Annotated in this window: 23 protein-coding genes; 6 read left to right on the plus strand and 17 right to left on the minus strand. The window is 43.9% G+C overall.

From position 1 onward, the window contains the following. Nucleotides 1-6: 6 nt before the first annotated feature. Both AC5YB1_RS12230 and speA read right to left on the minus strand, forming a co-directional pair. Nucleotides 7-927 carry an adenosylmethionine decarboxylase gene (locus tag AC5YB1_RS12230; protein ID WP_494519409.1) on the minus strand — a complete coding sequence of 307 codons (921 nt, stop codon included), beginning with the start codon at nucleotides 925-927 and terminating at the stop codon, nucleotides 7-9. 96 nt (nucleotides 928-1,023) lie between these two features. Further along, complete coding sequence (gene speA / locus AC5YB1_RS12235; RefSeq protein ID WP_494519410.1) at nucleotides 1,024-2,937, minus strand: biosynthetic arginine decarboxylase; 1,914 nt, start codon at nucleotides 2,935-2,937, stop codon at nucleotides 1,024-1,026. A gap of 430 nt (nucleotides 2,938-3,367) precedes the next feature. Here speA and AC5YB1_RS12240 point away from each other — a divergent pair, with 430 nt between their 5' ends. From AC5YB1_RS12240 to AC5YB1_RS12255, 4 genes are all read left to right on the plus strand, one after another. Continuing rightward, nucleotides 3,368-4,201, plus strand: a complete 834-nt coding sequence (locus tag AC5YB1_RS12240; protein WP_494519411.1) for a CvfB family protein — start codon at nucleotides 3,368-3,370, stop codon at nucleotides 4,199-4,201. 101 nt (nucleotides 4,202-4,302) lie between these two features. Beyond that, nucleotides 4,303-4,986: a YceH family protein gene (locus AC5YB1_RS12245; protein ID WP_494519412.1), complete on the plus strand. Its 684-nt coding sequence runs from the start codon at nucleotides 4,303-4,305 to the stop codon at nucleotides 4,984-4,986. Between the two features lie 171 nt (nucleotides 4,987-5,157). Continuing rightward, a complete protein-coding gene (locus tag AC5YB1_RS12250; protein ID WP_494519413.1) occupies nucleotides 5,158-5,994 on the plus strand; it encodes an ABC transporter permease subunit in 837 nt (278 codons plus the stop codon). Further along, a complete protein-coding gene (locus tag AC5YB1_RS12255) occupies nucleotides 5,991-6,896 on the plus strand; it encodes an ABC transporter ATP-binding protein (protein ID WP_494519414.1) in 906 nt (301 codons plus the stop codon). Before AC5YB1_RS12250 ends, AC5YB1_RS12255 begins: the two co-directional genes overlap by 4 nt. A 374-nt stretch (nucleotides 6,897-7,270) precedes the next feature. On the opposite strand, the gene AC5YB1_RS12260 is transcribed toward AC5YB1_RS12255, so the two are convergent. The 3 genes from AC5YB1_RS12260 to AC5YB1_RS12270 all read right to left on the minus strand — a co-directional run bounded on the left by AC5YB1_RS12260 (nucleotide 7,271) and on the right by AC5YB1_RS12270 (nucleotide 9,493). After that, a complete protein-coding gene (locus AC5YB1_RS12260; protein WP_028764848.1) occupies nucleotides 7,271-7,477 on the minus strand; it encodes a cold-shock protein in 207 nt (68 codons plus the stop codon). A 303-nt stretch (nucleotides 7,478-7,780) separates the two neighbouring features. Then, the gene (gene rlmA / locus AC5YB1_RS12265; RefSeq protein ID WP_494519415.1) at nucleotides 7,781-8,593 is read right to left on the minus strand and encodes a 23S rRNA (guanine(745)-N(1))-methyltransferase; all 813 of its coding nucleotides are present in this window, start codon (nucleotides 8,591-8,593) and stop codon (nucleotides 7,781-7,783) included. Nucleotides 8,594-8,671: 78 nt separating this feature from the next. Continuing rightward, on the minus strand, nucleotides 8,672-9,493 hold the full coding sequence (locus AC5YB1_RS12270) for a hypothetical protein (RefSeq protein WP_494519416.1): 822 nt from the start codon (nucleotides 9,491-9,493) through the stop codon (nucleotides 8,672-8,674). Nucleotides 9,494-9,658: 165 nt separating this feature from the next. Here AC5YB1_RS12270 and sbcB point away from each other — a divergent pair, with 165 nt between their 5' ends. Both sbcB and cdd read left to right on the plus strand, forming a co-directional pair. Further along, nucleotides 9,659-11,071: an exodeoxyribonuclease I gene (gene sbcB, locus AC5YB1_RS12275; protein WP_494519417.1), complete on the plus strand. Its 1,413-nt coding sequence runs from the start codon at nucleotides 9,659-9,661 to the stop codon at nucleotides 11,069-11,071. 96 nt (nucleotides 11,072-11,167) lie between these two features. Further along, complete coding sequence (gene cdd / locus AC5YB1_RS12280; RefSeq protein ID WP_494519418.1) at nucleotides 11,168-12,061, plus strand: cytidine deaminase; 894 nt, start codon at nucleotides 11,168-11,170, stop codon at nucleotides 12,059-12,061. Between the two features lie 105 nt (nucleotides 12,062-12,166). Here cdd and AC5YB1_RS12285 read toward each other — a convergent pair whose 3' ends face one another. From AC5YB1_RS12285 to yceD, 12 genes are all read right to left on the minus strand, one after another. Then, on the minus strand, nucleotides 12,167-13,042 hold the full coding sequence (locus tag AC5YB1_RS12285; protein ID WP_494519419.1) for an NAD(P)-dependent oxidoreductase: 876 nt from the start codon (nucleotides 13,040-13,042) through the stop codon (nucleotides 12,167-12,169). A gap of 451 nt (nucleotides 13,043-13,493) precedes the next feature. After that, a complete protein-coding gene (locus AC5YB1_RS12290) occupies nucleotides 13,494-14,822 on the minus strand; it encodes an IS4 family transposase (RefSeq protein WP_494519369.1) in 1,329 nt (442 codons plus the stop codon). Between the two features lie 118 nt (nucleotides 14,823-14,940). Next, nucleotides 14,941-15,420 (minus strand): acyl-CoA thioesterase, encoded by a 480-nt coding sequence (locus AC5YB1_RS12295; RefSeq protein WP_494519420.1) that lies wholly within the window; start codon nucleotides 15,418-15,420, stop codon nucleotides 14,941-14,943. Nucleotides 15,421-15,508: 88 nt separating this feature from the next. After that, nucleotides 15,509-15,868, minus strand: a complete 360-nt coding sequence (locus AC5YB1_RS12300; RefSeq protein ID WP_494519421.1) for a hypothetical protein — start codon at nucleotides 15,866-15,868, stop codon at nucleotides 15,509-15,511. A 160-nt stretch (nucleotides 15,869-16,028) separates the two neighbouring features. Next, on the minus strand, nucleotides 16,029-17,270 hold the full coding sequence (gene fabF, locus AC5YB1_RS12305; protein ID WP_494519422.1) for a beta-ketoacyl-ACP synthase II: 1,242 nt from the start codon (nucleotides 17,268-17,270) through the stop codon (nucleotides 16,029-16,031). 185 nt (nucleotides 17,271-17,455) lie between these two features. Beyond that, the gene (gene acpP, locus AC5YB1_RS12310; RefSeq protein ID WP_011865403.1) at nucleotides 17,456-17,689 is read right to left on the minus strand and encodes an acyl carrier protein; all 234 of its coding nucleotides are present in this window, start codon (nucleotides 17,687-17,689) and stop codon (nucleotides 17,456-17,458) included. A gap of 160 nt (nucleotides 17,690-17,849) precedes the next feature. Next, entirely contained in the window at nucleotides 17,850-18,596 is a 747-nt protein-coding gene (fabG, locus tag AC5YB1_RS12315) for a 3-oxoacyl-ACP reductase FabG (protein ID WP_494519423.1), read from the minus strand. Nucleotides 18,597-18,607: 11 nt separating this feature from the next. Then, complete coding sequence (gene fabD / locus AC5YB1_RS12320; RefSeq protein WP_494519424.1) at nucleotides 18,608-19,534, minus strand: ACP S-malonyltransferase; 927 nt, start codon at nucleotides 19,532-19,534, stop codon at nucleotides 18,608-18,610. A gap of 43 nt (nucleotides 19,535-19,577) precedes the next feature. Beyond that, on the minus strand, nucleotides 19,578-20,537 hold the full coding sequence (locus tag AC5YB1_RS12325) for a beta-ketoacyl-ACP synthase III (protein WP_494519425.1): 960 nt from the start codon (nucleotides 20,535-20,537) through the stop codon (nucleotides 19,578-19,580). A 9-nt stretch (nucleotides 20,538-20,546) separates the two neighbouring features. Then, nucleotides 20,547-21,575 carry a phosphate acyltransferase PlsX gene (plsX, locus tag AC5YB1_RS12330; protein WP_494519426.1) on the minus strand — a complete coding sequence of 343 codons (1,029 nt, stop codon included), beginning with the start codon at nucleotides 21,573-21,575 and terminating at the stop codon, nucleotides 20,547-20,549. A 15-nt stretch (nucleotides 21,576-21,590) separates the two neighbouring features. Then, the gene (gene rpmF / locus AC5YB1_RS12335) at nucleotides 21,591-21,761 is read right to left on the minus strand and encodes a 50S ribosomal protein L32 (protein WP_020913118.1); all 171 of its coding nucleotides are present in this window, start codon (nucleotides 21,759-21,761) and stop codon (nucleotides 21,591-21,593) included. A gap of 17 nt (nucleotides 21,762-21,778) precedes the next feature. Further along, nucleotides 21,779-22,303, minus strand: a complete 525-nt coding sequence (gene yceD / locus AC5YB1_RS12340) for a 23S rRNA accumulation protein YceD (protein ID WP_494519427.1) — start codon at nucleotides 22,301-22,303, stop codon at nucleotides 21,779-21,781. Nucleotides 22,304-22,599 lie beyond the last annotated feature (296 nt).

Consider the following 22,599-nt stretch of genomic DNA (forward strand, 5'->3'; position numbering starts at 1 on the left):
TAATGATCACAAGCTCACTACCGTTAGCGGTTCGCTAACGTGCGGTTTGTAATGGCTAATATAAAGGGTATTGGTATCGTTTAATGCTAAGTGGTTTTGCGCCAATAATTGCGAAGCCATAAACTCGTTATGACTTAACGGAGCATTAACACCTACCATATCCCAACTACTTGGTTTAAAAATAGTAATTAATGAGTTTAACCCATCCATTAGCCGGTGCCCCGCCTTCATATTGGTCTCTATGCTGACATATGAGCTAGGTTGTTGTGGCGTAATGTGCAGGGTAATGTATTCGCGCCCATGAATGCCGTTAACCGAATATCCCATGGGGCTAAATAGATAGTCATCAAAGGTAAACTCAGGCCAGATAACAGACAGTTGTAATAAGGATAAAATAGTGGCTTTACACTGCTGCGGCCCACACAGATAATCGGCAATCTCACCCTTTATATGGTAAAGCTGTAACGCGCAGCTGTACTGTCTGTGGGAAGATGATGCGCTACAAAAAAGATAATGATGGTGGCTGTCCAGATCACCAATACGATAAGCCTGCCCAGCAATAGACAGCTTTAATCGATCAATATCCTCTTCAAAGCGAGTCGCCTGCAGATGAGGAAACAGTTCGCTCTTGCGTTGATAGCTAAACCAGACAATATGGTCAATGCCAATGCTTTTTACAATATGCAAAGCCGTATCGACTAAACTGGTATTACCGCAGGTGATCAATAGCAGTTTGTTATGCCAAACAAATAAGCTCGACTCACTCAATACATAAGCGTCACATTCGGCATTAGTCTGCACCGACAATATCTCGGCTCCGGCTTTCGCCAAGGCTGATGACCAAAATTCACGAGTAAAACCGCGCAGCGATGCACTGGCATCGTCAATCACCATCTCTAACCGCTTCTCTGCGCCTTCAAACAACATAGTCTTAACTACCTAACAATCCATCAAAGTGCATAAAGCCAGCTTTAGCATAGGTTTATCTCTGGCTTTATGCTGCATACCATTATGATGATGTGCTTAAGAAAAATCTTCCAAATAGGTGTAGCCTTTTAGACCTAGCTGCAGCTCTTCTAAAATATTGGCCCGCTCACCCTCTTCAATGTGTTGATTGACCAGTTCTTCATAGGTACGCATAAACGAAACTGCATCAAGGTTAACGTAACGCAGAACGTCGGCGACGGTATCACCAGCAAGCACTGATTCTATATTAACCACACCATTGTCTTCCAGGCGCACAACGGCAGAATTAGTATCGCCAAATAGGTTGTGCATATCGCCCAAAATCTCTTGATAAGCGCCCACCAAGAAGAAACCTATTAGGTAGGGGCTTTCAGCGCTCCATGCAGGGACAGGAAGCGTGGTTTCAATACCTTGACCGTCAACGTATTGATCGACAATGCCATCTGAGTCACAGGTGATGTCTAACATCACCGCGCGGCGTTCAGGTTCTTTATCTAAGCCACTTAGTGGCATCACAGGGAAAACCTGATCGATCCCCCAGGCATCTGGCAGCGACTGAAACAGTGAAAAGTTAACGAAGAATTTGTCGGCTAGCTTCTCATTTAACTCATCGATCACTGGGCGATGGAAGCGATATTTACTGCTCATCACTCCTTTGAGTTCGTAACAAACACGCAGATTCATCTGTTCGGCCCAGGCTCGGTCGGCTAGACTCACTTGCCCAAGCGCAAACAGTGAATGCACTTCAGTCAAATCACTTTGCACATCATGATAAATTTCAATCAAGGCACGCTGGTCGGCACGTACGCTCACTTCTGTCCATGATTGCCACATATTTTTAAGTTGTTGGGGAGCGTCGTCACTCGGCTGCTCAATCTGTTCACACTTATAGGCTTCTGTGCCGATGACATCGGTGATCAACACCGCATGGTGCGCCGTTAAATAGCGGCCAGACTCAGAAATCAACCTTGGCATGGGCTGACCATACTCGGTGCACATATCTTTAAGCACACTAACAATATTATTGGCATATTCAGTCAAGCCGTAGTTCATTGAATTACTGCTTTGGCTACGAGTGCCATCATAATCAACCGCGAGACCGCCACCGACATCGAAACATTTGACATTAGCGCCCAGCTTTTGCAGCTCACAGTAAAAGCGTCCTGCTTCACTTACACCACTGCGAATATCGCGAATATTGGCGATTTGCGAACCTAAGTGGAAGTGTAACAACTGTAAGCAATCCAACATATTATTGGCTTTTAATGAGTCAATAACGGTTAACACTTGCGCCGCAGATAAACCAAATTTAGATTTTTCTCCACCACTGGCTTGCCACTTGCCTTTGCCTTGGAATGCTAAGCGCACCCGTAAACCCAAACGCGGTGTGACGCCCAACTTTTTGGCTTCTTCGAGTACGACTTTCAGTTCAGAGAGTTTCTCGAGCACAATATAGACGCTGTGACCCAGTTTTTCGCCTATTAACGCCAGACGAATATATTCGACATCTTTGTAACCGTTGCAGATGATCACCGAGCTAGCTTTTTGCGCCATGGCCAGTACTGCCATTAACTCAGGCTTACTGCCCGCTTCCAGCCCTAATTGCGGCACTTCCTTTGAGACTTGGCTAGCTAAGATCTCTTCAACCACTGTTTGTTGCTGATTAACCTTAATCGGATAAACTAACAAATAATCTGACTGATATTCGTAACGTTCAATGGCTTGGTTAAACGCATGACACAGACTATTGACTCTGTGATGAAGGATCTGCGGGAAACGTACTAATACTGGTAAAGCCACACCTGACTTAACCATATCCTTGGCTAACTCATTTAACCCAATGCTGTACTCAGGATGATTCGGATCGGGAGATACCGTCACCTCACCGGCCTCGCTTATGCCGTAGAGCCCAGAGCTCCAGTAATTAACGTTATAACCAGCGTAAGCATCTTGAATAGACCAATTACTCATATTTTCTCAACCTGTCTATTGACATTTATATTCAGTAAGCAGCTTGCTTACCAACACATTAATGTTACTCAATATCGCACCATATCGGGTAAATAAGCCGCAACATCAACACCATTTTAGAGTGTCAGCTATCGAAGAAAAACTCCGAGTCCCCGTCATTTATCTACCTAGATTGACTCTGTTTTAAAGTAAAAAAGGCGCGCAATTAAAACCTCGAAACTCACTCAATGCAAGTAACATTATCACAATAATTTAGCGCAAGGGGGATTACACTTTATTGCAACCGACTTTTAGTGCTGTATCGAGCAAGGTGCAGCGATTAACTCCATAAAAAAATAAACCATTTAAACTTAGCCGTAATGCAGCATCTTAAGTAAAATTCCACTATAATCCGCAGTCGAGTTTGTTAGCCAATACCATAGAGAATCCCATGATTGAGATAGGAAAATCCTGTAACCTCGAGATCGTCAAACAAGTCGATTTCGGTGTGTACTTAAATGCGCACGAATTAGGCCAAGTGCTACTGCCTAAAAAAGTGGCGCCTAAGCAGTTTAACATCGGTGATAAAATCGATGTGTTCCTCTATCTTGATTCAGAAGACATGGTAATTGCGACCACCAAGATCCCTAAAGTCGAAGTGGGCCAATTTGCCTACTTAAAATGCGTGGCTACCGGTCCATTTGGTGCATTTCTGGACTGGGGACTGGATAAAGATCTGTTTTTACCCTTTGGTGAACAACATAAAGAGATTGAAGTTGGTCGCTCTTATTTAGTTTATGTCTACCTTAATAGCGCCGATGAACGCATTGTTGCCTCATCGAAAGTAGATAAGTTTTTAGACAAAACGCCACCTCCTTACACCAATGGTCAAGAGGTCAACTTAATCATCGGTGGAACGACCGATTTAGGCTACAAGGCCATCATTAACCATGCTCATTGGGGGGTTATCTATAAAAATGAAGTATTTAGAGAACTGCGTTTTGGCCAACGTCTCAAAGGTTTTATTAAGCGTGTAAGAAGTGACGATAAAATTGATTTGGTATTACAACGAGGTGTTAAAGAAGAACTCGATAAGCATGCCAACACCATTATTATCAAACTCAAACAAGCAGGCGGTTTTTTAGCTCTTACAGATAAAACCGATGCCGAACATATTTATGCCGCGTTGGGCATGAGTAAAAAAGCCTTTAAAAAGAGCATTGGCGGCCTGTATAAGGTGCAAAAGATCACTATCGACAGCGACGGTATTCGTTTAGTTGAATAGATAACCCGCAATAAGTCCTCCTTGATTAGGATTGCCTTTGCATAAAAGCATAGCTCTGATATAACAAAGCTATGCTTTTTTATACGGAATATCCTACACCTATGAATCTGACCCCTTATGAAGCACGTATCATTGGTTGTCTTTTAGAAAAAGAAATTACCACCCCTGAACAATATCCATTGTCACTCAACAGCTTAACGTTAGCGTGTAACCAAAAGTCGAGCCGAGATCCCGTGATGGCTTTGAGTGAAAACGATACCCAAATCACCTTAGATTCACTGAGTAAAAAACGCCTCATTGCCGAGCAAAGCGGCTTCGGCTCACGAGTCGTTAAGTATAAACATCGCTTTTGCAATACCGAATTTAGCGATCTGCAATTAACATCAGCCCAAGTCGCCATTATCTGTTTATTACTTCTGCGTGGCCCGCAAACACCTGGTGAACTACGAACACGTAGTAATCGTCTCCACGCCTTTGCCGATGTCGCCGAAGTCGAACAAGCCTTAAAGGGCCTCAGTGATAAACAGGTACCACTCGTGCAGCAATTACCACGAGAGCCAGGTAAGCGGGAGTGCCGTTTTACCGAGTTAATCAGTCAACCCGGCATAAAGTTCAGTCAACAGACCGCCACCAGTACCACACAGACATCAAGTGACACCATTCACCCAGAGTCTTCAGACACTGAACAACTTATCGACCGTGTTGAAAAATTAGAACTCGAAGTGGCAGAGCTAAAAGAACAGTTAGCAAGGCTACTGAATCATAAAACCAATCATATTAAATAACCCAACGGCTTATATTGATTAGAAAATAGACCTCAAGCAGAGGTAAATCGAGATAACGATTTAGATTTGCTCCACTGCAGCAATGCTGCGTCGCCATTAATAACATCAATACTTTGCAGCTACACACCTCATATTAGTGTAGCGCGGTCAATTTAGACTAAGGATTAATCATTGGATACTGTCAGCCCAAAAGGTTCAGTTTCAGGGGCATTACTGTTGGCCCGTTTTGAGCTAAAAAAAATCTTATTCAGCACGCGAGGATTAGTTGCGGTTATCGCATTTGCCTTTGTTTGGTTACTGATTTTATGGTATCCGGTAAAGGAAGCTTCTGTGTACCTGTTTTCAACTGAATTTAAACAATTTATTACTGCTCTATTTGGTGAAAATTCAGTCAGCGAACTGTTTACTTGGCAAGTGCCTGAAATGGCAATTGTGTGGATTGCAGCCTTATATTTGTTTCCTCTATTTAGTATTTTAGTCAGCGCTGACCAATTTGCCTCCGACAGGGCGAGAGGTACTTTTCGCTTTTTAACTTTGCGCACCAGTCGGGATACGCTATTTTTTGGCCGTTTTACTGGCTACTTATTGATCCAAGCGCTTCTACTGTTACTCACCTTATTTGCGACTTTGTTACTCGTCGCCTACCGCGATATCAGTGCCATATTGCCAGCTCTAGGCTCAAGTCTCTTTGTGTTTGTGAACATCATGATAGTGCTGCTCCCTTATACCGCTTTAATGGCCATCTTATCGCTCTACGCTAATACTGCACGTCAGGCCACCATTTATGCCGTACTCCTGCTGGCAGGTATCAGTATCATTAACAATATTGTGGATTATTACCTACCTGGACTGAGCAACCTACTGCAATGGCTCGCTCCTGGTGCACAGCTGTCGATGATGATCAATACCCATGGGGTTAGCAGCCTGCCTATTGCATCCATTCCGCTAGTTCAAGCAGCGGTACTATTGATATTAGGAAGAACTTACATGGCGAGGATCGCATTATGAGCCTTATTAACTGTCACAACGTTGGTAAATCTTACGGTCACAAACGCGCATTAGATCAAGTGAGTTTTGAGCTTGAAGCTGGGCAGGCTGTGGCATTGGTAGGCCCCAATGGCGCGGGCAAAACTACACTTTTTTCATTATTGTGTGGCTATATAAGTCCCACCCAAGGTGAGATACACATTTTAGGTCATCGTCCCGGCAGTAAAGCACTACTCGGAAAAGTTGCCGCGTTGCCCCAAGACGCACGCTTAGATCCTAATTTGACGATAGAAGCACAACTGGCCTTATTCGCACAATTACAAGGCTTTAATAAACAAGCAGCCTTAGTTGAATGTGAACGCGTACTTAACCTTGTGGCTCTCAATGAGATAGCCAAACATAAGCCCTTGGCACTCAGCCATGGCATGAGTAAACGAGTTTCTATCGCGCAAGCCTTGATTGGCTCACCTCAATTAGTCTTACTCGATGAACCCACAGCAGGACTCGATCCCGCCAATGCCAAAGCCATTAGAGAGCTAGTACGAAACCAATCACATCAAACTACCTTTGTGATCAGCTCTCATAATCTCGATGAACTGGAAAAACTGTGCGATAAAGTGCTCTATCTTGATAAAGGCAGCTTGAATCAATCAGTGTCGATTAAAGATGAGCAAGCAACACAATACTTAACCTTAACCATGCAACATTGCGATACAGAGGCGCTCGTCACGCAACTTTCGATGTGGCCGCAAGTTAACAGTATTAAAAACAGCCAATACAACGAGTTTGTGATCCAGTACAACTTAATCCAAGACTACGAGCTCGAAAGTCAGTTATTTAAACTGTTTTCATCACAAGGCTGGACATATCGTACTTTACAGCGTGGTAGAACCTTAGAAGATAAGCTGTTCTCTAACGAATAAACCACTTATTGTATTTATCAAACCAGTGATCACACTTAAAAAGCCAGCGCCAATGCGCTGGCTTTTTTTATCAGCTCTCATTCAGCAACATGGACCATTTAGCTTGGTGCACTAAAGCAGGCATCAAAAAGAGCTTAAGGCTCAACGTGAAGGCGATTGATTACAACGAGGCGGTTTGTTCTGGAGACATTTAAGTTAACACAAAAGTGTCAAGCTAGTGGTGAGTAGGTATTAGTCGGTCGATAGAGGGCCGATGACAAACTAGAGGCCAAAGATAGAAAATGTTATTGGGAAACACAGGCAAAAAAAAGAGCCACTATGAATAGCAGCTCTTACAATTCTGTTCAGTAGCTAAATGCTACTAAAAGGTCAGCTTAAAGAACAGTTACGTTCTCAGCTTGTGGACCTTTTTGACCTTGAGTCACAGTGAACTGTACTTTCTGACCTTCGTCAAGAGTTTTGAAACCGTCAGAGTTGATTGCACGGAAGTGAACGAAAACGTCTGGGCCAGACTCTTGCTCGATAAATCCAAAACCTTTGTCAGAGTTGAACCACTTAACAACGCCAGTAACTTGAGACATGATATAAATCCTGTAACTAAATAAAATAAAGCCTTAAACGGCAGTAGAGCTGGAAAATGCCGGTTTTACTTATGTTAACAGGACGAACTGGTCGTATTGAACACATAAAGTTAAGCCCAACTTTCAAGCTGTAATCACTATAAATCATTCTGGCGGTATGTCAACAGCCATTAGGCATACTAAATATGGTTTTTTACTTTAATTTCTGTCAGTTGTTCGAAATCATGCCAAAGAATGAGGCCTAACAAACAACCTATTTTTTTCTAAGTAAAAAAATTAATAACCTAAACAATAGCTAACAATTTAGCTGGCGCGAAAAACCTCAATTTTAAAATCGAGCTCACAACTAAGAGATCCACTCATCAACCTCTGTTTTTGTTCATCCGTTAACTTCCAGCTGTAGGGGGTCATGGTCAAAAAATGTTGAATATCCGCGCTATCGTTTAACTGCAAATTCTGCTCTACCCGCTCACTATAAAGATGAGTAAATCCCGCTATCTGACTGATAATGTCTGGCTGTGGTCGAGGATTATCATAAATCAACTCTTTAAGAGCGAAGTGATGTTGAGGCCCGGCCGACACAGTAATTAACGTTGCACCGCTTTTAGCTACCCGTCTGAGCTCAGCATCCAGTGACGGCGCATAAATTCGTAGCAGCAGATCGAAACTCTTGTCCTCAAAAGGCATCTCAAAACTGCTAGCGACACAAAAATCGATATCTGGATAACGTTTAGCCGCGTACTTTAACGCGGATTTCGAAATATCGACACCATTCAAAGTAAATGCCCCACGCTGAGCCATCGCTTGATGTAATCTATGTGAGTAATACCCTTCGCCACAACCAATATCCAGTCCAGATGTGGCCTGTTCCCCATATTCAGCGGCGAGTTGATTAACACGATCGCTCATGACTTGATAATAACCTTTGTTAAGAAATTCACGACGAGCGAACATCATCTCTTTGTTATCGCCAGGATCTTTCGAGCGTTTTTTCTGTACGGGTAATAAATTAACATACCCCTCTTTGGCGCAATCAAATCGATGGTTATTTAAGCAGTACCAAGTCGTTTGCTTAAGACTTAAAGGTTGCTGACAAATAGGGCAACGGTAGTTCATTGTGTTATTTCCAAAAGAGAAACTTAAAAATAGAGTTTAAAATAATCAACATTGAATCTGGCTTATGGTTAACGATGACTAATCGTCGTTATCATCAACCAATATTTGCTCTACCATAGCATTAAGCTCTGGCGGTGCGAGTAATTGGTAAGAGGCCAGTTTACGCTGCAGCAAGTCTGAGTGTTCCACCTGATTAGCTGCATAATGCCAATTAGTACGTTCAGCCGATTGCTGATAATGCCTGGCAATCAATTGCTGACGGCGATGCAATTGCTTATCAAGGTTTGTCATCAGGTCAATAATGCTACTTTGATGCTTAATACCATTATCACTAGCAAAACGGCTCAGCTCTCGACGCACCATGTCGAGCTCACTAAGTTCTAATAACAAACCTTGCTCATTCGATGCAAAATCAAACGGGTGTGCAAGTATCGTCTGTGCACGTCTTAAAGCGTTAGGGCCGCCAAATAAACGAAGATCTTTTTCGAGTTCAATGAGCTGCCATCTGCAACCTGAATCAATCGAAAAACGTAATTGTGTTTCTATAGGCTCAATATAAATGTTCAATCCTTGACGGAGTAAACTGATACATAACGAGAGTGAATAACCTAATCCAGTAAATAAGCGAGCCCCTTGTCCAAGCCCTCGAAACAACCTAGGAGTTAGATATGGCATAGGAATATCATCAAGCGGTACAAGATTCAGCTGCAATAAAGGATGGACACGAGCTATTAATCCACTCGCTGCTCCAGAATCTTCAACGACAACAAACTCAGCAATATGGCCATCCATTGTCTGTAATAAACAATGTTCGCTTACCTGTTCATTAAGGGTTAATACCAGACGAGAGGCTGTCGAAATGTCGATTAACTGTGGTTGCGTAAGTAACGATTCAAACATGATATTCCCTTTAGATAGAGCATTATTGTACCTTTGTTGACACATTTCTGCTAATTCTAAAGAGGCTTAAACTCAGCCTAGTAGCGATAAATATTGGCTTGCAATGGCACTTAATAGTTTGTCGATGCTATGATAGGCAACAATATTCACTCTGTAGTTTTTTCTATGTCATCGACTCATTCAGCAACTATTTTTTGGCACGATTATGAAACATTTGGCGCTAATCCTGCGAAGGATAGACCGTCACAATTTGCTGGGATCCGTACTGATTTAGATCTCAATATCATTTCAGAACCCGTAACCTTTTATTGTAAAGTCGCCAGTGATTATTTACCTTCCCCAGAAGCGATTTTAATCACTGGCATAACGCCACAATTGGCAAACATGAAAGGGGTGCCTGAAGCCGAATTTATGGCCAAAGTGCATGAGCTATTTTCTGTGCCTAACACCTGTGTAGCGGGTTACAACTCCATTAGATTTGATGACGAAGTTAGCCGTTATGGGTTTTATCGAAACTTTTTTGATCCCTACGCCAGAGAATGGCAACAAGGTAATTCTCGCTGGGACATTATCGATCTGGTCAGAGCCTGCTATGCACTACGTCCTGAAGGTATCAATTGGCCAACAAAAGATGATGGCAGCCCTAGTTTTAAGCTCGAGCATCTTACACGAGCTAATAATCTCAGCCATGAAAAAGCACATGATGCGATGTCAGATGTGTATGCCACCATTGCCATGGCGAAACTGATAAAACAGACACAGCCTAAGCTATTTGAGTTTTATTTTGGCCTACGCAAAAAGGCTGAAGTAGCTAAACATATCGATGTACTCAATATGCAACCTTTGCTGCATGTCAGTTCAAAAATCAGCGCGTTACATGGCTGCACCACTCTCATTGCACCGGTTGCCCATCATAATACCAATAAAAATGCGATTATTTGTGTCAATTTGACCATGGATGTAACCCCCCTTATCGAGCTCGATGTTGAGCAGATAAAACAACGTATGTATACGCCCCGCACAGATTTGGCGCCAGATGAACTCCCTATTGGATTAAAACAAGTCCACATCAATAAATGCCCGTTCATTGCGCCAGCAAAAACCTTAACCGATGACAATGCCGAGCGGCTAAACATAGATAAAATATTTGCCAGGGAGCAATACAAGCGTTTAAGGCAACATCCAGAGATCCGAGAAAAACTGGTAGCTGTATTCGATACGGAACATGACAATGAAATAAGCGACCCCGATTTACAGCTATATAGCGGTGGTTTTTTCAGTAGTGCCGATAAGAATAAGATGGAGATCATTCGTCATACCCAGCCACACAATCTAGCCGCACTGGAACTGAATTTTGACGATCCTCGCCTTAAAGAGATGCTATTTAGATATCGTGCACGTAACTACCCTGAAACGCTAGATGACTCAGAGCAATACCGCTGGCGTGAATTCTGTCAGCAGCGCCTCAATGACCCCGATTACATGATAAAACTGGAAACCCTGCTCAACGATACTGAGGGTGATGAAGAAAAGCAGAAATTACTTCAAGCCTTATGTCATTATCTTAGCAACCTATAGTTAACAAGCTGAGTAAATGCGAGCCTGATCGCATTTACTCAGTAACTTAATTACTAAAATGATTTATCAATTGCCTAACCATTAAGGAAATAGCTCATGCAAGATAGATTTATTCACTGCATAGCTCAGCTACCATCGACCTTGGCTGATAAGTTAGTACCCATCTTAAATGACGACTTTGCCGGTCATATCGATGCACAACAAATTGCCGATTTAGTTAAAGTCACTCAATTACCCATTAATCAACTACTCTTAGCACTGTTGCCTGTGGCTGCGGCGTTAGCAAAGCCCCCCATCAGTGAATTTTATGTCGGTGCCATTGCCAAGGGCAAAAGCGGCGACATTTACATGGGCGGGAATATTGAGCTAGATGGCGAGGCCCTTTTCCACAGTGTTCACGCCGAACAAAGCGCCATTAGCCATGCTTGGTTAAGTGGTGAAAGCGTCATCGAAGATATCATAGTCAATGAGTCCCCTTGCGGACATTGTCGCCAGTTTATGAATGAGTTAGTTGCGGGCCAGCAAATCAAAATCCATCTACCGAATCAGACCACTCAACCACTGTCACATTACTTACCTTATGCGTTTGGCCCAAGCGATCTAAATATCACTCAGCCATTATTGTCTAAGCAACAACATGAACTTGCGCTAGATAGTACAGATCCCATGGTAATTGAGGCGTTGGATCATGCCAGCTTAAGTTATGCCCCTTACACTGGCAGTTATGCCGCCGTCGTGCTCGAAACCCGTGATGGGCAAACCTTCTGTGGACGTTACGCCGAAAACGCCGCCTTTAATCCGTCTATGCTACCGATGCAGATGGCGTTATCTGCCATGGTGCGTCACAACCGTGACTTTAGTGAAATAAAACGTGCAGTATTGGTCGAATCGGGTGAGGGAAAGATTTCCTTGGTCGGAGCCTCAATGGACGCCTTGCATGCCTCTGCGCCAGTGGAACTTGAGCATATCGTGCTCGAACCAAGCAAATAAACACCTTTAATTGAGCCCAATAACAAAAAGGACTGCATTGCAGTCCTTTTCCTATGTACTCACCTGAGCATTAACCGACTATGTCATCACAACGGCCTGATATGCTTATTTACGGTGTCTTTCTAAACGCGATAACAAGCTAGAGGTATCCCAGCGCTGGCCACCACTGGCCTGCACGTCACAATAAAATTGATCCACCAAGGCGGTTAAAGGCAGCTGCGAGCCATTACGTCTAGCCTCATCTAATGCAATACCTAAATCTTTACGCATCCAATCAACGGCAAAACCTAAATTATATTCCCCTTGCCACATGGTCTGATAACGATTTTCCATTTGCCAAGACTGCGCCGCGCCTTTGCTGATCACCTCAACCACTTTTTCGCCATCAAGCCCTGCACTTCGCGCAAAGTGTAATCCTTCAGCAAGCCCTTGGACTACACCGGCAATACAAATTTGGTTAACCATTTTAGTCAGCTGGCCACTGCCAACCTCACCTAACCGCTCAGCACAACGTGCGTAGGCTTGCATCACAGGTTTAGCGGCATCAAACGTGGTTTGTGCACCGCCGACCATCACAGTCAATACGCCATTTTCTGCGCCCGCTTGACCGCCAGAGACTGGCGCGTCGATAAAACCAACATCTTTAGCTGCCGCTGCTGCGCCAATCTCACGCGCAACGTCGGCTGAAGCTGTGGTATGGTCAACCAATACGCTACCAGGCAGCATCGCCGCCAATGCCCCCTTCTCACCTAAGATAACCGCACGTAAGTCATCATCATTACCAACACAAACAAAGACAAAATCTTGTCCTTTAGCAGCATCGAATGGGGTTGCTTGGTATTGTCCACCGAACTCTGCTGCCCAAGCTACCGCCTTTGCTGTAGTGCGATTATAAACTGTTACCTCATGCCCCTGTTTCACTAGATGACCCGCCATTGGGAAACCCATGACGCCTAACCCTAAAAATGCGATCTTTGCCATTTGTAGTCCTATCTTTTTAATTGATGTTTTTACCGTCGAAAAATACGGCTTAAATTGTGGGTACAACACATTGTACCTTTAAAAATGAGTCTTTAAAAAAGGCCTTTTAAAAAGAGATTGATAGGCCTATGTAACCGTGAACAATGAGCTCAAATGAAGCTCAATATGCATCATATAACTTACTGCCGCAATGATGGCTTGTACGCTGTGCGCATAGTAATGCCAAAACAAGGAAGTCTATCAGGGCGTAAAGGTTTATTTGTTGCTGAAAGTGATGAGATTCATGCATTCGGCCATGTTCACGCTTAGTGGCAATTAACTGAAAGGAAATAGGCTGAATGAGGCCTGTATTCAAAATGAAACTGATGAGAGTCACATTAGATTTTTAGCTGTAGAGTGTGGCCATGATGAATAGCTGAGCATAAAAAAGGTGCCCATTGGCTAATGCCAGTCAGTTAAGCTGATTGGCATTTTTCTTTTTATGGGGATATTTGCTTGGTTTTGACTTTATAGCCCTTGGGTACACCCTATCTTCTCGTTTCGTTGGTAGCTCGAAGTTACCTAGCATTTCTATCAGTTGCTCGTAATGATTGGGTAAATTTCCTGGGCTCATCAGTGGTAATCTTGCTAGGTAACTTAGTATCGTACTCGCGCAGTTACTGAAGCTGAGGCGATTGGCCCATATTCCTTTTCTTGACGCGGCCTCAGTCATTGCTTGACGCATCAGGTTGTAGCCAAGTAGTAAGCCCCAAAGTTCCTGTTCTACCATCTCTGATTTTTTACTTCTTAGCGTATACTCGCTGTTTAGTAGGGTCTGTTTCATCTCTCGGTAGCCAAGCTCTATTTCCCATCGATGATTATATAACTCAACGATGTCAGCACTTGGAAAGCGTAATGGGTCGACCATTGAGGTTAATACCTGATGCGTCTTACCTTTTATTGATTTTGTCACCAGCCTCGCTTCTATATGCGTCGGTAGCGCTGGGTTTTGTTGTCTGGCTTGGGCGGTTATTGCCAATTTCACCTGTTTATCTAACCGGCCATTTGAGTGTAAAACCTCGTACTGAAGCCCCTTTCTCGCAGGGATTAACCAGTGCCGCTCTTCACCACCTAGTTGCCATTGATGTAGCAAGTTTAAGGAGTAAAAACCTTTATCGAACATCGTGAGACTATGGTCTGGAGTTGACTGTATGAGCGCTTCTGCTAGCTTCATTTCACTCGTTTTATAACCATCAAACGCGCTATTTATCAGTTGATGGCTAGTGAGCTCCATATGACACACCATACGAACCTGAGGAAATGAGGTGTCACCATGTTGATTTGATGGTGAGCCAAAAGCATTACGATTATCAGCGGTGTCCTGAGTGCGCCAGACTACACCATCAACGGCTAATAAATTCAGTCCACACCACGTCTCAAATTGAGTGTTGCTATAGTAATGTTTTGCCATCATTTGAAAGGCATTTTTCATACTCTGCACACCTAACCTCTGGCGCCCTTGAACAAGAGCACTGGGGGCAATGAGCTTCTTTTTACCTGGTAGCATCAACTCCATATGAGTCGCAAGCTCCCATACAGACTGTTGTCGGTAAAAACTCATACCAATGACAGACCACATAACTGCATCAAGGGGTAAGCGACGTTTTCTTACTGTGGCGACCCCAGCAGTTTCAAAGGCTTGCTGGATGATGTTTTCATCCAATAAGTGATTAAGATTGGTAAAGGCTGTGGCTTCTTGGTGGTATTCAAAAGCGGTGCAGAAAGCTTGTTCTAAAGACATAAAAAAATCCAATATCATTTCTGATATTGGATTTTGAAGCCTTTTAAAGATCGGTCAACTGATCGTTTATATGCTTAACTGATCGGCATTAGCCCATTGGCACCTTTATTTCAATCGATTAGGGCTTTAGATGCGCCGCCATCTCTGCCCCAATTTTTTTACGCATATCCATTAATCGAATAGCCGATTCACGCATCTCTTTATCACCGTCTGTCTGCGGTATCCATTCAGGTACCTCTGTCGGCTGCCCATCATCATCCACTGCGACCATGATCACCACGCAATGTGTTGTCAGATGACGCTCGGCATGTTTTGGGTCACCCGCTTTTACATCAATCCCCAAATGCATTGACGTACGTCCGGTATAAACCACTTTGGCGCTAACTTCGACAATATTGCCTACATGAATAGGCTTAACAAAACGAATCCCGCCAGCATAGACAGTAATACAATATTTACCACTCCATCCAGCTGCACAGGCATAGGCAGCTAAATCGATCCACTTCATCACGGCGCCACCGTGAACTTTCCCTCCAAAATTGACATCGGCCGGCTCGGCTAAAAATCGTAGTGTGATGTTTCTTTCTGTTCCAGCCATGTAATTTAACTCTGTATGATCACCTGATTAAAGTGTACTGCAAATAGCGTAAATCGAATATCTAAGATTGACGATTTACGCTGTAATATTAACCAAACATCATCACTAACCAACATGAAAATAGGATTAACGGTAATGCTAAGCGAAATAGCCACAATTGCACCGAAGCAGTAATAAAGCGATCGAGTTTCAACAGGCGATAGGCTATCAGGCCAGTAAGAAACAACATTAAGACCTCAACCCCGGCAAGCGTATTGGTATCGCCACCGGTATAAATCGCCGTGACTAGCAGCGCAAACCACACAGATGCAAATGCTGTGGCAGCGCAGACAAAGGTTTTCATTCCTATATTGAGCTTTAGCTTGCTTTCGCCACGGATCATAGTACTTAAATTCGCAGTTAAAGCCCCCACAATTAGCATTAAAGGCGTAACGAATATATTTAGCACGGTAGTTTCCTAATCATAGCTGTAATCTAAACAGAGTCGGATTATCTACCGATACCGCGGGCTTGCCAATAGAGATGAATTAACATTAACCCTTATATCATCTAGCGTTAATCACCCATAAAAAAAGCACCCTAAGGTGCTTTAACAGAAGCAAGCTGGTTTATTCACCACGTTTAAACAATAACGAACCATTGGTTCCACCAAATCCAAATGAGTTACAGAGTGCGTACTCAAACTGATGTTGGCGAGCTTTATGGGCAACGAAATCCAAATCGCATCCCTCATCAGGATTATCTAAGTTCAGCGTCGGTGGTACTATCTGATCGCGCAGGGCCAATAAGGTAATAATCGCCTCAACCGCACCAGCTGCACCTAATAGATGGCCAGTCATCGACTTAGTTGAACTCACCAATAGCTCATAAGCATGTTGCTCAAAAACAGATTTAACTGCTGCCACTTCCGCTTTATCACCTGCTGGTGTCGACGTGCCATGAGCATTAATGTAACCCACTTGTGTCTTATCAATACCCGCATCATTGATGGCGTTAACCATAGCCGCAGCAGCGCCTGCACCATCAGCCGGTGGCGAAGTCATATGGAAAGCGTCACCGCTCATACCAAATCCGACCAACTCACCGTAGATAGTGGCACCGCGTGCTTTAGCTCGCTCATATTCTTCTAATACCATTACCCCTGCACCGTCACCAATAACAAAACCGTCACGATCTTTGTCCCATGGTCGGCTAGCCGCACTCGGATCATCATTTCGCGTTGACAATGCTTTAGCTGAACCGAAACCGCCTACCGCTAACGGACAAGTTACATCTTCAGCCCCGCCAGCAACCATCACGTCAGCATCGCCATAGGCAATGGTGCGGGCAGCAAAACCAATGTTGTGTACACCAGTAGTACAGGCAGTCGTTACCGCAAAGTTAGGTCCAGTCATACCATATTTGATCGACAGATGACCGGCTATCATATTGATAATGGTGCTAGGCACAAAAAAGGGCGAAATCTTACGAGGGCCGCCTTTTAATAACGCAGAGTGACCTGCCTCGATCAGCGGCATACCGCCCATACCAGCACCAATAGCGGTGCCAACACGGGTTGGATCTTCTTGCTCCATGTTTAAGCCAGCATCTTCTATGGCTTGAATACCTGCAGCCATACCATACTGAATAAACAGATCCATCTTACGCGCTTCTTTTTTGGGCAGATACTGCTCAACATCAAAATCTTTTACCGACCCACTAAAACGGGTCGAAAATTCAGATGCATCAAATTTTGTGATTGGCGCGATACCGCTCTGTCCTGCAACTAATGCTTTCCAGGACGTCTCTACGGTATTGCCTACAGGAGTGACGAGACCAAGACCTGTTACGACTACACGACGTTTAGACACGTTTTCACCTTTTGACTAAAGTAATGATGATATGCCCCAAGAGGCAATGAAATGATTGGGCTTACTAACGTTATAGCACATTGAGGGGCGAGAGTTGCCTCTGCACACGAACGGTGCTGAGAATGTTCATAAGCCTAAAACAAAAACAGGCGGCATAAATGCCGCCTGTTTTGTAGAATTCAGTATTACTGATTCTTAGAAACGTAATCGATCGCTGCTTGAACAGTAGTGATCTTTTCAGCTTCTTCATCAGGGATCTCAGTGTCAAACTCTTCTTCTAGAGCCATTACCAACTCAACGGTGTCCAGAGAATCTGCACCTAGGTCGTCAACGAATGATGCTGCTGGTTTAACGTCTTCTTCTTTAACGCCCAGTTGCTCGATAATGATTTTCTTTACACGTTCTTCGATGTTGCTCATTAGTTTTCTTTCCTATTCAAATTACGCACTTGCGTAAGATTGCGAGTAGTTTATTCAATTTGGTACACAATGCAAGCTTAACTTTTGTGGTCTAACCACGAAACTTACGCAAATTTACGTCCAAATTCAATTAAAATCAGCCAGTTATTTTAACTGACGATTACACCATGTACATGCCGCCGTTCACATGTAGAGTTTCCCCTGTAATGTAAGCAGCTGAATCCGAGGCTAAAAATAGTACAGCATTCGCAATTTCTTGCGGTTGACCTAATCTTTCCATCGGAACTTGCGACATGATACCCTTTTGCTGCTCTTCAGTCAGCTCATCTGTCATATCAGTCTGAATAAATCCAGGTGCTATAGCATTCACTGTTATTTGACGAGATGCAACCTCTCTGGCCAGAGATTTTGTAAATCCGATCAATCCTGCTTTCGCAGCGCAGTAGTTAGTTTGGCCTGCATTGCCCATTGTACCGACAACTGAGCCAATGTTAATAATACGCCCCTGACGCTTTTTCATCATAGTACGCATCACCTGCTTAGAGGTGCGATAAACCGATGTTAGATTCGTATCGATAATATCGAGCCACTCATCTTCTTTCATGCGCATTAACAAATTATCACGCGTGATACCTGCGTTGTTAACAAGAATATCAACATCGCCAGCTTTTTCTTTGATCGAGGTAAACAATTGGGCCACTGACTCACTGTCGGTCACATTTAAGACTAATCCAAACCCCTTGTCCCCAAGATACTCTTGGATAGCTGCTGCGCCGCGGTCACTGGTAGCCGTACCAATAACGGTGGCTCCTGCTTGCACTAATGTTTCAGCCACTGCGCGACCAATACCACGGCTTGCACCTGTAACTAAAGCAACCTTGCCAGTTAAATCAATAGTAAAACTCATTAATGACTCCTTTATTCGCTAAGTGCAGCAACGGTGGCAGAATCGTTAGCCACTTTAGCACTCAGTGATCGATTAATTCTTTTCGCTAGACCCGTTAATACTTTACCAGGGCCGACTTCCACTAATTGTGTTACACCAGCGCCAGCCATAGCATCTACTGTTTCAGACCATCTTACAGGACAATAAAGCTGACGCACTAAGGCATCTTTGATGGCGTCAGCCGCTTGCGGCGCGGCAACATCGACATTATTGATAACCTCAATGGATGGTACATTAAATTCAATAACCGCTAACGCTTCGGCTAACTTGTCAGCAGCGGGCTTCATCAACTCGCAATGTGACGGCACGCTCACTGGCAGTGCCACAGCCATTTTAGCTCCTGCGGCTTTACATGCAGCAGCAGCACGTTCTACCGCTGCCTTTTCACCAGCAATAACCACTTGACCAGGACTATTATAGTTAACTGGGCTAACGACGGCGCCTTGAGCAGCTTCATCACACGCCGTTTGGATAGCGTCATTATCTAAGCCGATAATGGCATACATAGCACCGGTCCCAGCTGGGACAGCTTGTTGCATCAATTGACCACGAAGCTCAACCAGTTTTACCGCGTCAGTAAAGCTCATCACACCAGCGCAGACTAAGGCTGAATATTCACCTAGGCTGTGACCTGCCAACATGGCAGGCTTAGGTGCATTAGTTGATGCTATCGCACGCCAAATGGCAACACTTGCTGTTAGCAATGCTGGCTGGGTTTTATCGGTCTGATTAAGGGTTTCGGCAGGGCCATCTTGAACCAATTGCCAAAGGTCATAGCCCAGCACTTGGCTCGCCTCATTAAAAGTTTGTCCAATAATCTCATGCTCTGCAGCTAAATCAGCCAGCATTCCTACGGCCTGAGAACCTTGCCCTGGAAACACATAAGCAATCTTTTCCATTTTTATACCTTTGCTAAATCAATGTATTGTATAAGGAACAACACTAAAAACGAACTAATGCACTACCCCAAGCAAATCCTGCACCAAAGGCTTCTAATAACAATAGTTGACCACGTTGAATACGACCATCACGCACCGCTTCATCCAGTGCAATAGGTACGGAAGCCGCTGAAGTGTTACCATGTTTTGCTAGAGTTAACACCACTTTATCTAAACTCATATCGAGTTTTTTAGCGGTCGCTTTTATAATGCGGAAATTAGCTTGATGAGGAACTAACCAGTCGATATCAGCTTTATCAATTTGATTAATACGTAATGTTTCTGTGACCACATGCGACAATTGCGTTACGGCAACTTTAAACACGTCATTGCCTTTCATCGTCATGTAACCTACGGCTTCAGAACTTTCACCCGCTCGCGGTGGGAATGCACACTTAAGCAGATCACCTTGACGACCATCAGCATAGATATGAGTCGATAAGATACCCGGTGTATCCGAGGAACCAACCACAGCCGCGCCAGCACCATCACCAAATAAAATAATCGTTGAGCGATCTTCAGGCTGACACAGACGTGATAATACATCGGCACCTATGACTAACACTTTTTTAGCCGCGCCAGTTTTAACAAACTGATCTGCAACCGATAAAGCATAGACAAAACCTGAACACGCAGCAGCGACATCAAATGCGGGAATAGTGTGAACACCGAGTAAAGCCTGGATCTCACATGCGGCAGCTGGAAAAGCATTACTGGCACTGGTGGTGCCACACACTATCATGTCTAACTCACTTGCTGCTATACCGGCCATTTCAAGCGCTTTAACTGCGGCTTGATAACCCATGGTCGATACAGATTCATCTTTGGCCGCTATTCTGCGCTCTGAGATACCGGTACGTTCAACAATCCACTGATCACTGGTTTCCACCATTTTTTCCAGATCGTGATTGCTACGGACTTGCGCTGGCAAATAACTACCAGTTCCGAGAATTTTTGTATGCATAAGGAGATATCAGTTATTTATGTCTAAAAGGATCGACTCAAGACGTTCTTCAATCATCTTGGGGAGTCGACGTTGCGCTTCGGTTACTGCCAAACTAATTGCTTGCAAATAGGCAGATTCATCGGCACTTCCATGACTTTTTACTACAATTCCGCGCAATCCTATCAGACTTGCCCCGTTATAGTGGTCGGGGTTCATCTGATTTAAAACACTATTGATACGCGGAGCGATTAACTTTGCCATTAATCGTACAAAAAAGCCTTGAGTTAACCCTTTCTTTAACTGATGTACGAGAAGTCTGGCGATCCCCTCGGAAGTTTTAAGCGTAATATTACCGACAAACCCATCACAGACAATGACATCCACATTACCTAAGTAAATATCATCACCTTCAATAAAGCCGGTGTAATTAATTTGTGGAGTCTGCTGCAATAACTGCCCAGCTTGCTGGACTTGATCGTTGCCTTTTATCTCTTCAATACCAACATTGAGCAAAGCCACTTTAGGTGAAGGAGTCTTATCGACCGCTTCACACAATACCGACCCCATCACTGCAAACTGAAATAAGGTTTCCGAGCAACATGACACATTTGCCCCTAAGTCGAGCAAGTAAACCGGCTTCTGATTGACTGCAGGCAGACAACTGACTAAAGCGGGCCTGTCGATGCCGGGTAAGGTTTTCAGTAATACTTTAGAGATTGCCATTAACGCACCAGTATTACCGGCGCTGATACAGGCTTGTGCCTTGTTATCACGAACTAATTCAATGGCGAGGCGCATTGAACTTTGCTTACAATTACGCAAAGCATGCACTGGGCGATCGCACATTTTTACCACTTCAGTGGTATGAATAATTTCAATTCGTGACAGTAGTGACGATTCACATTGGCGTAATAGAGGCTCTATTTGCGATCTATCGCCAACCATAATGACATTTAGGAAGGGGTATAAGCGAAGTGCCTGCAGGGTTGCAGGCACTGTGATGCAGGGGCCAAAATCGCCCCCCATCGCATCTAACGCAAGCGTCAGATCAGTCATATAATTATCAACAAATTACTTGTTGATAACCTTTTGACCACGGTAGAAACCGTCTGCTGTCACATTGTGACGACGGTGTAGTTCACCACTCGTAGCATCCACTGACAATTGAGCAGTGCTCAATGAATCGTGTGAACGGCGCATACCGCGCTTTGAACGAGATTTTTTATTCTGTTGTACAGCCATTTGACCTGTCTCCTAGATTACTTGCTCTTCAGTTTTTCTAACACTGCAAACGGATTTGGACGCTCCTGTTGAGCGGGTTCAATCTCGCCTACTACTATATCTTGATCGCCTTGGCTGCAACTTTCGTCAACATGCATCGGGATCAGAGGCATAGCTACGATCAATTCATCTTCAATCAATTGATGCAGACGAACTTCACCTATCTCATTGCACTCAATAGGGTCATACGCATCCGGGAGCTCATCGATTTCTGCCTCAGACCCGCAAGGGCTAAAACAAAAGTCGACCGTAACCTCCGTGGTAAATAGTGCCATGCAACGTTGACAATTCAGAGTGAGCTCCGTCACAGCCTTCCCTTTCAGGTAGACTATCCCCTGTATATCTACGCCACATTCAAGCGACACTGCCACATCGGAACAGTCGCCGGCACATAATTCATTTAACCTTTTTAACTGCACACCAGAAACCATGCCTTCATAGGAAAGCTTGCTTGCCGCTGCGCGGTTTGGATCAATTGAAACCGGTATCTTTACTGTTTGCATAAGGCGCGCATATTATAGTTTGAATTACTCTTAGTCAAAGGAAAATTCACTACCTTCATCATTCAAGATAGTTATTCTTAAAAACTCATGAATAAATCAAAAATTATTGGAGGCAAAATTCTACCCAAGCGCTCAGTGATACTCAAGCCCCGCGCGCTTAAAATAGAAGCATTCATTCACTAATTTTAGTCGAATACTGACAGATTTTAGTGGGTAGTCGCACAATGTGACACAATAAGGCTTTGCCTAGCGTACTTGCCAGCCATTGTCAGTACGATTGTATGCCATTATCTTAT

This window comes from Shewanella sp. 433 (assembly GCF_059338565.1).

Excerpts from the sequence above, each read along its gene's own strand:
- AC5YB1_RS12230 (WP_494519409.1), bottom strand. The coding sequence starts at position 927 with ATGTTGTTTGAAGGCGCAGAGAAGCGGTTAGAGATGGTGATTGACGAT.
- speA (WP_494519410.1), bottom strand. The coding sequence starts at position 2,937 with ATGAGTAATTGGTCTATTCAAGATGCTTACGCTGGTTATAACGTTAAT.
- AC5YB1_RS12240 (WP_494519411.1), top strand. The coding sequence starts at position 3,368 with ATGATTGAGATAGGAAAATCCTGTAACCTCGAGATCGTCAAACAAGTC.
- AC5YB1_RS12245 (WP_494519412.1), top strand. The coding sequence starts at position 4,303 with ATGAATCTGACCCCTTATGAAGCACGTATCATTGGTTGTCTTTTAGAA.
- AC5YB1_RS12255 (WP_494519414.1), top strand. The coding sequence starts at position 5,991 with ATGAGCCTTATTAACTGTCACAACGTTGGTAAATCTTACGGTCACAAA.
- AC5YB1_RS12260 (WP_028764848.1), bottom strand. The coding sequence starts at position 7,477 with ATGTCTCAAGTTACTGGCGTTGTTAAGTGGTTCAACTCTGACAAAGGT.
- rlmA (WP_494519415.1), bottom strand. The coding sequence starts at position 8,593 with ATGAACTACCGTTGCCCTATTTGTCAGCAACCTTTAAGTCTTAAGCAA.
- AC5YB1_RS12270 (WP_494519416.1), bottom strand. The coding sequence starts at position 9,493 with ATGTTTGAATCGTTACTTACGCAACCACAGTTAATCGACATTTCGACA.
- sbcB (WP_494519417.1), top strand. The coding sequence starts at position 9,659 with ATGTCATCGACTCATTCAGCAACTATTTTTTGGCACGATTATGAAACA.
- cdd (WP_494519418.1), top strand. The coding sequence starts at position 11,168 with ATGCAAGATAGATTTATTCACTGCATAGCTCAGCTACCATCGACCTTG.
- AC5YB1_RS12285 (WP_494519419.1), bottom strand. The coding sequence starts at position 13,042 with ATGGCAAAGATCGCATTTTTAGGGTTAGGCGTCATGGGTTTCCCAATG.
- AC5YB1_RS12290 (WP_494519369.1), bottom strand. The coding sequence starts at position 14,822 with ATGTCTTTAGAACAAGCTTTCTGCACCGCTTTTGAATACCACCAAGAA.
- AC5YB1_RS12295 (WP_494519420.1), bottom strand. The coding sequence starts at position 15,420 with ATGGCTGGAACAGAAAGAAACATCACACTACGATTTTTAGCCGAGCCG.
- acpP (WP_011865403.1), bottom strand. The coding sequence starts at position 17,689 with ATGAGCAACATCGAAGAACGTGTAAAGAAAATCATTATCGAGCAACTG.
- fabG (WP_494519423.1), bottom strand. The coding sequence starts at position 18,596 with ATGAGTTTTACTATTGATTTAACTGGCAAGGTTGCTTTAGTTACAGGT.
- fabD (WP_494519424.1), bottom strand. The coding sequence starts at position 19,534 with ATGGAAAAGATTGCTTATGTGTTTCCAGGGCAAGGTTCTCAGGCCGTA.
- AC5YB1_RS12325 (WP_494519425.1), bottom strand. The coding sequence starts at position 20,537 with ATGCATACAAAAATTCTCGGAACTGGTAGTTATTTGCCAGCGCAAGTC.
- plsX (WP_494519426.1), bottom strand. The coding sequence starts at position 21,575 with ATGACTGATCTGACGCTTGCGTTAGATGCGATGGGGGGCGATTTTGGC.
- rpmF (WP_020913118.1), bottom strand. The coding sequence starts at position 21,761 with ATGGCTGTACAACAGAATAAAAAATCTCGTTCAAAGCGCGGTATGCGC.
- yceD (WP_494519427.1), bottom strand. The coding sequence starts at position 22,303 with ATGCAAACAGTAAAGATACCGGTTTCAATTGATCCAAACCGCGCAGCG.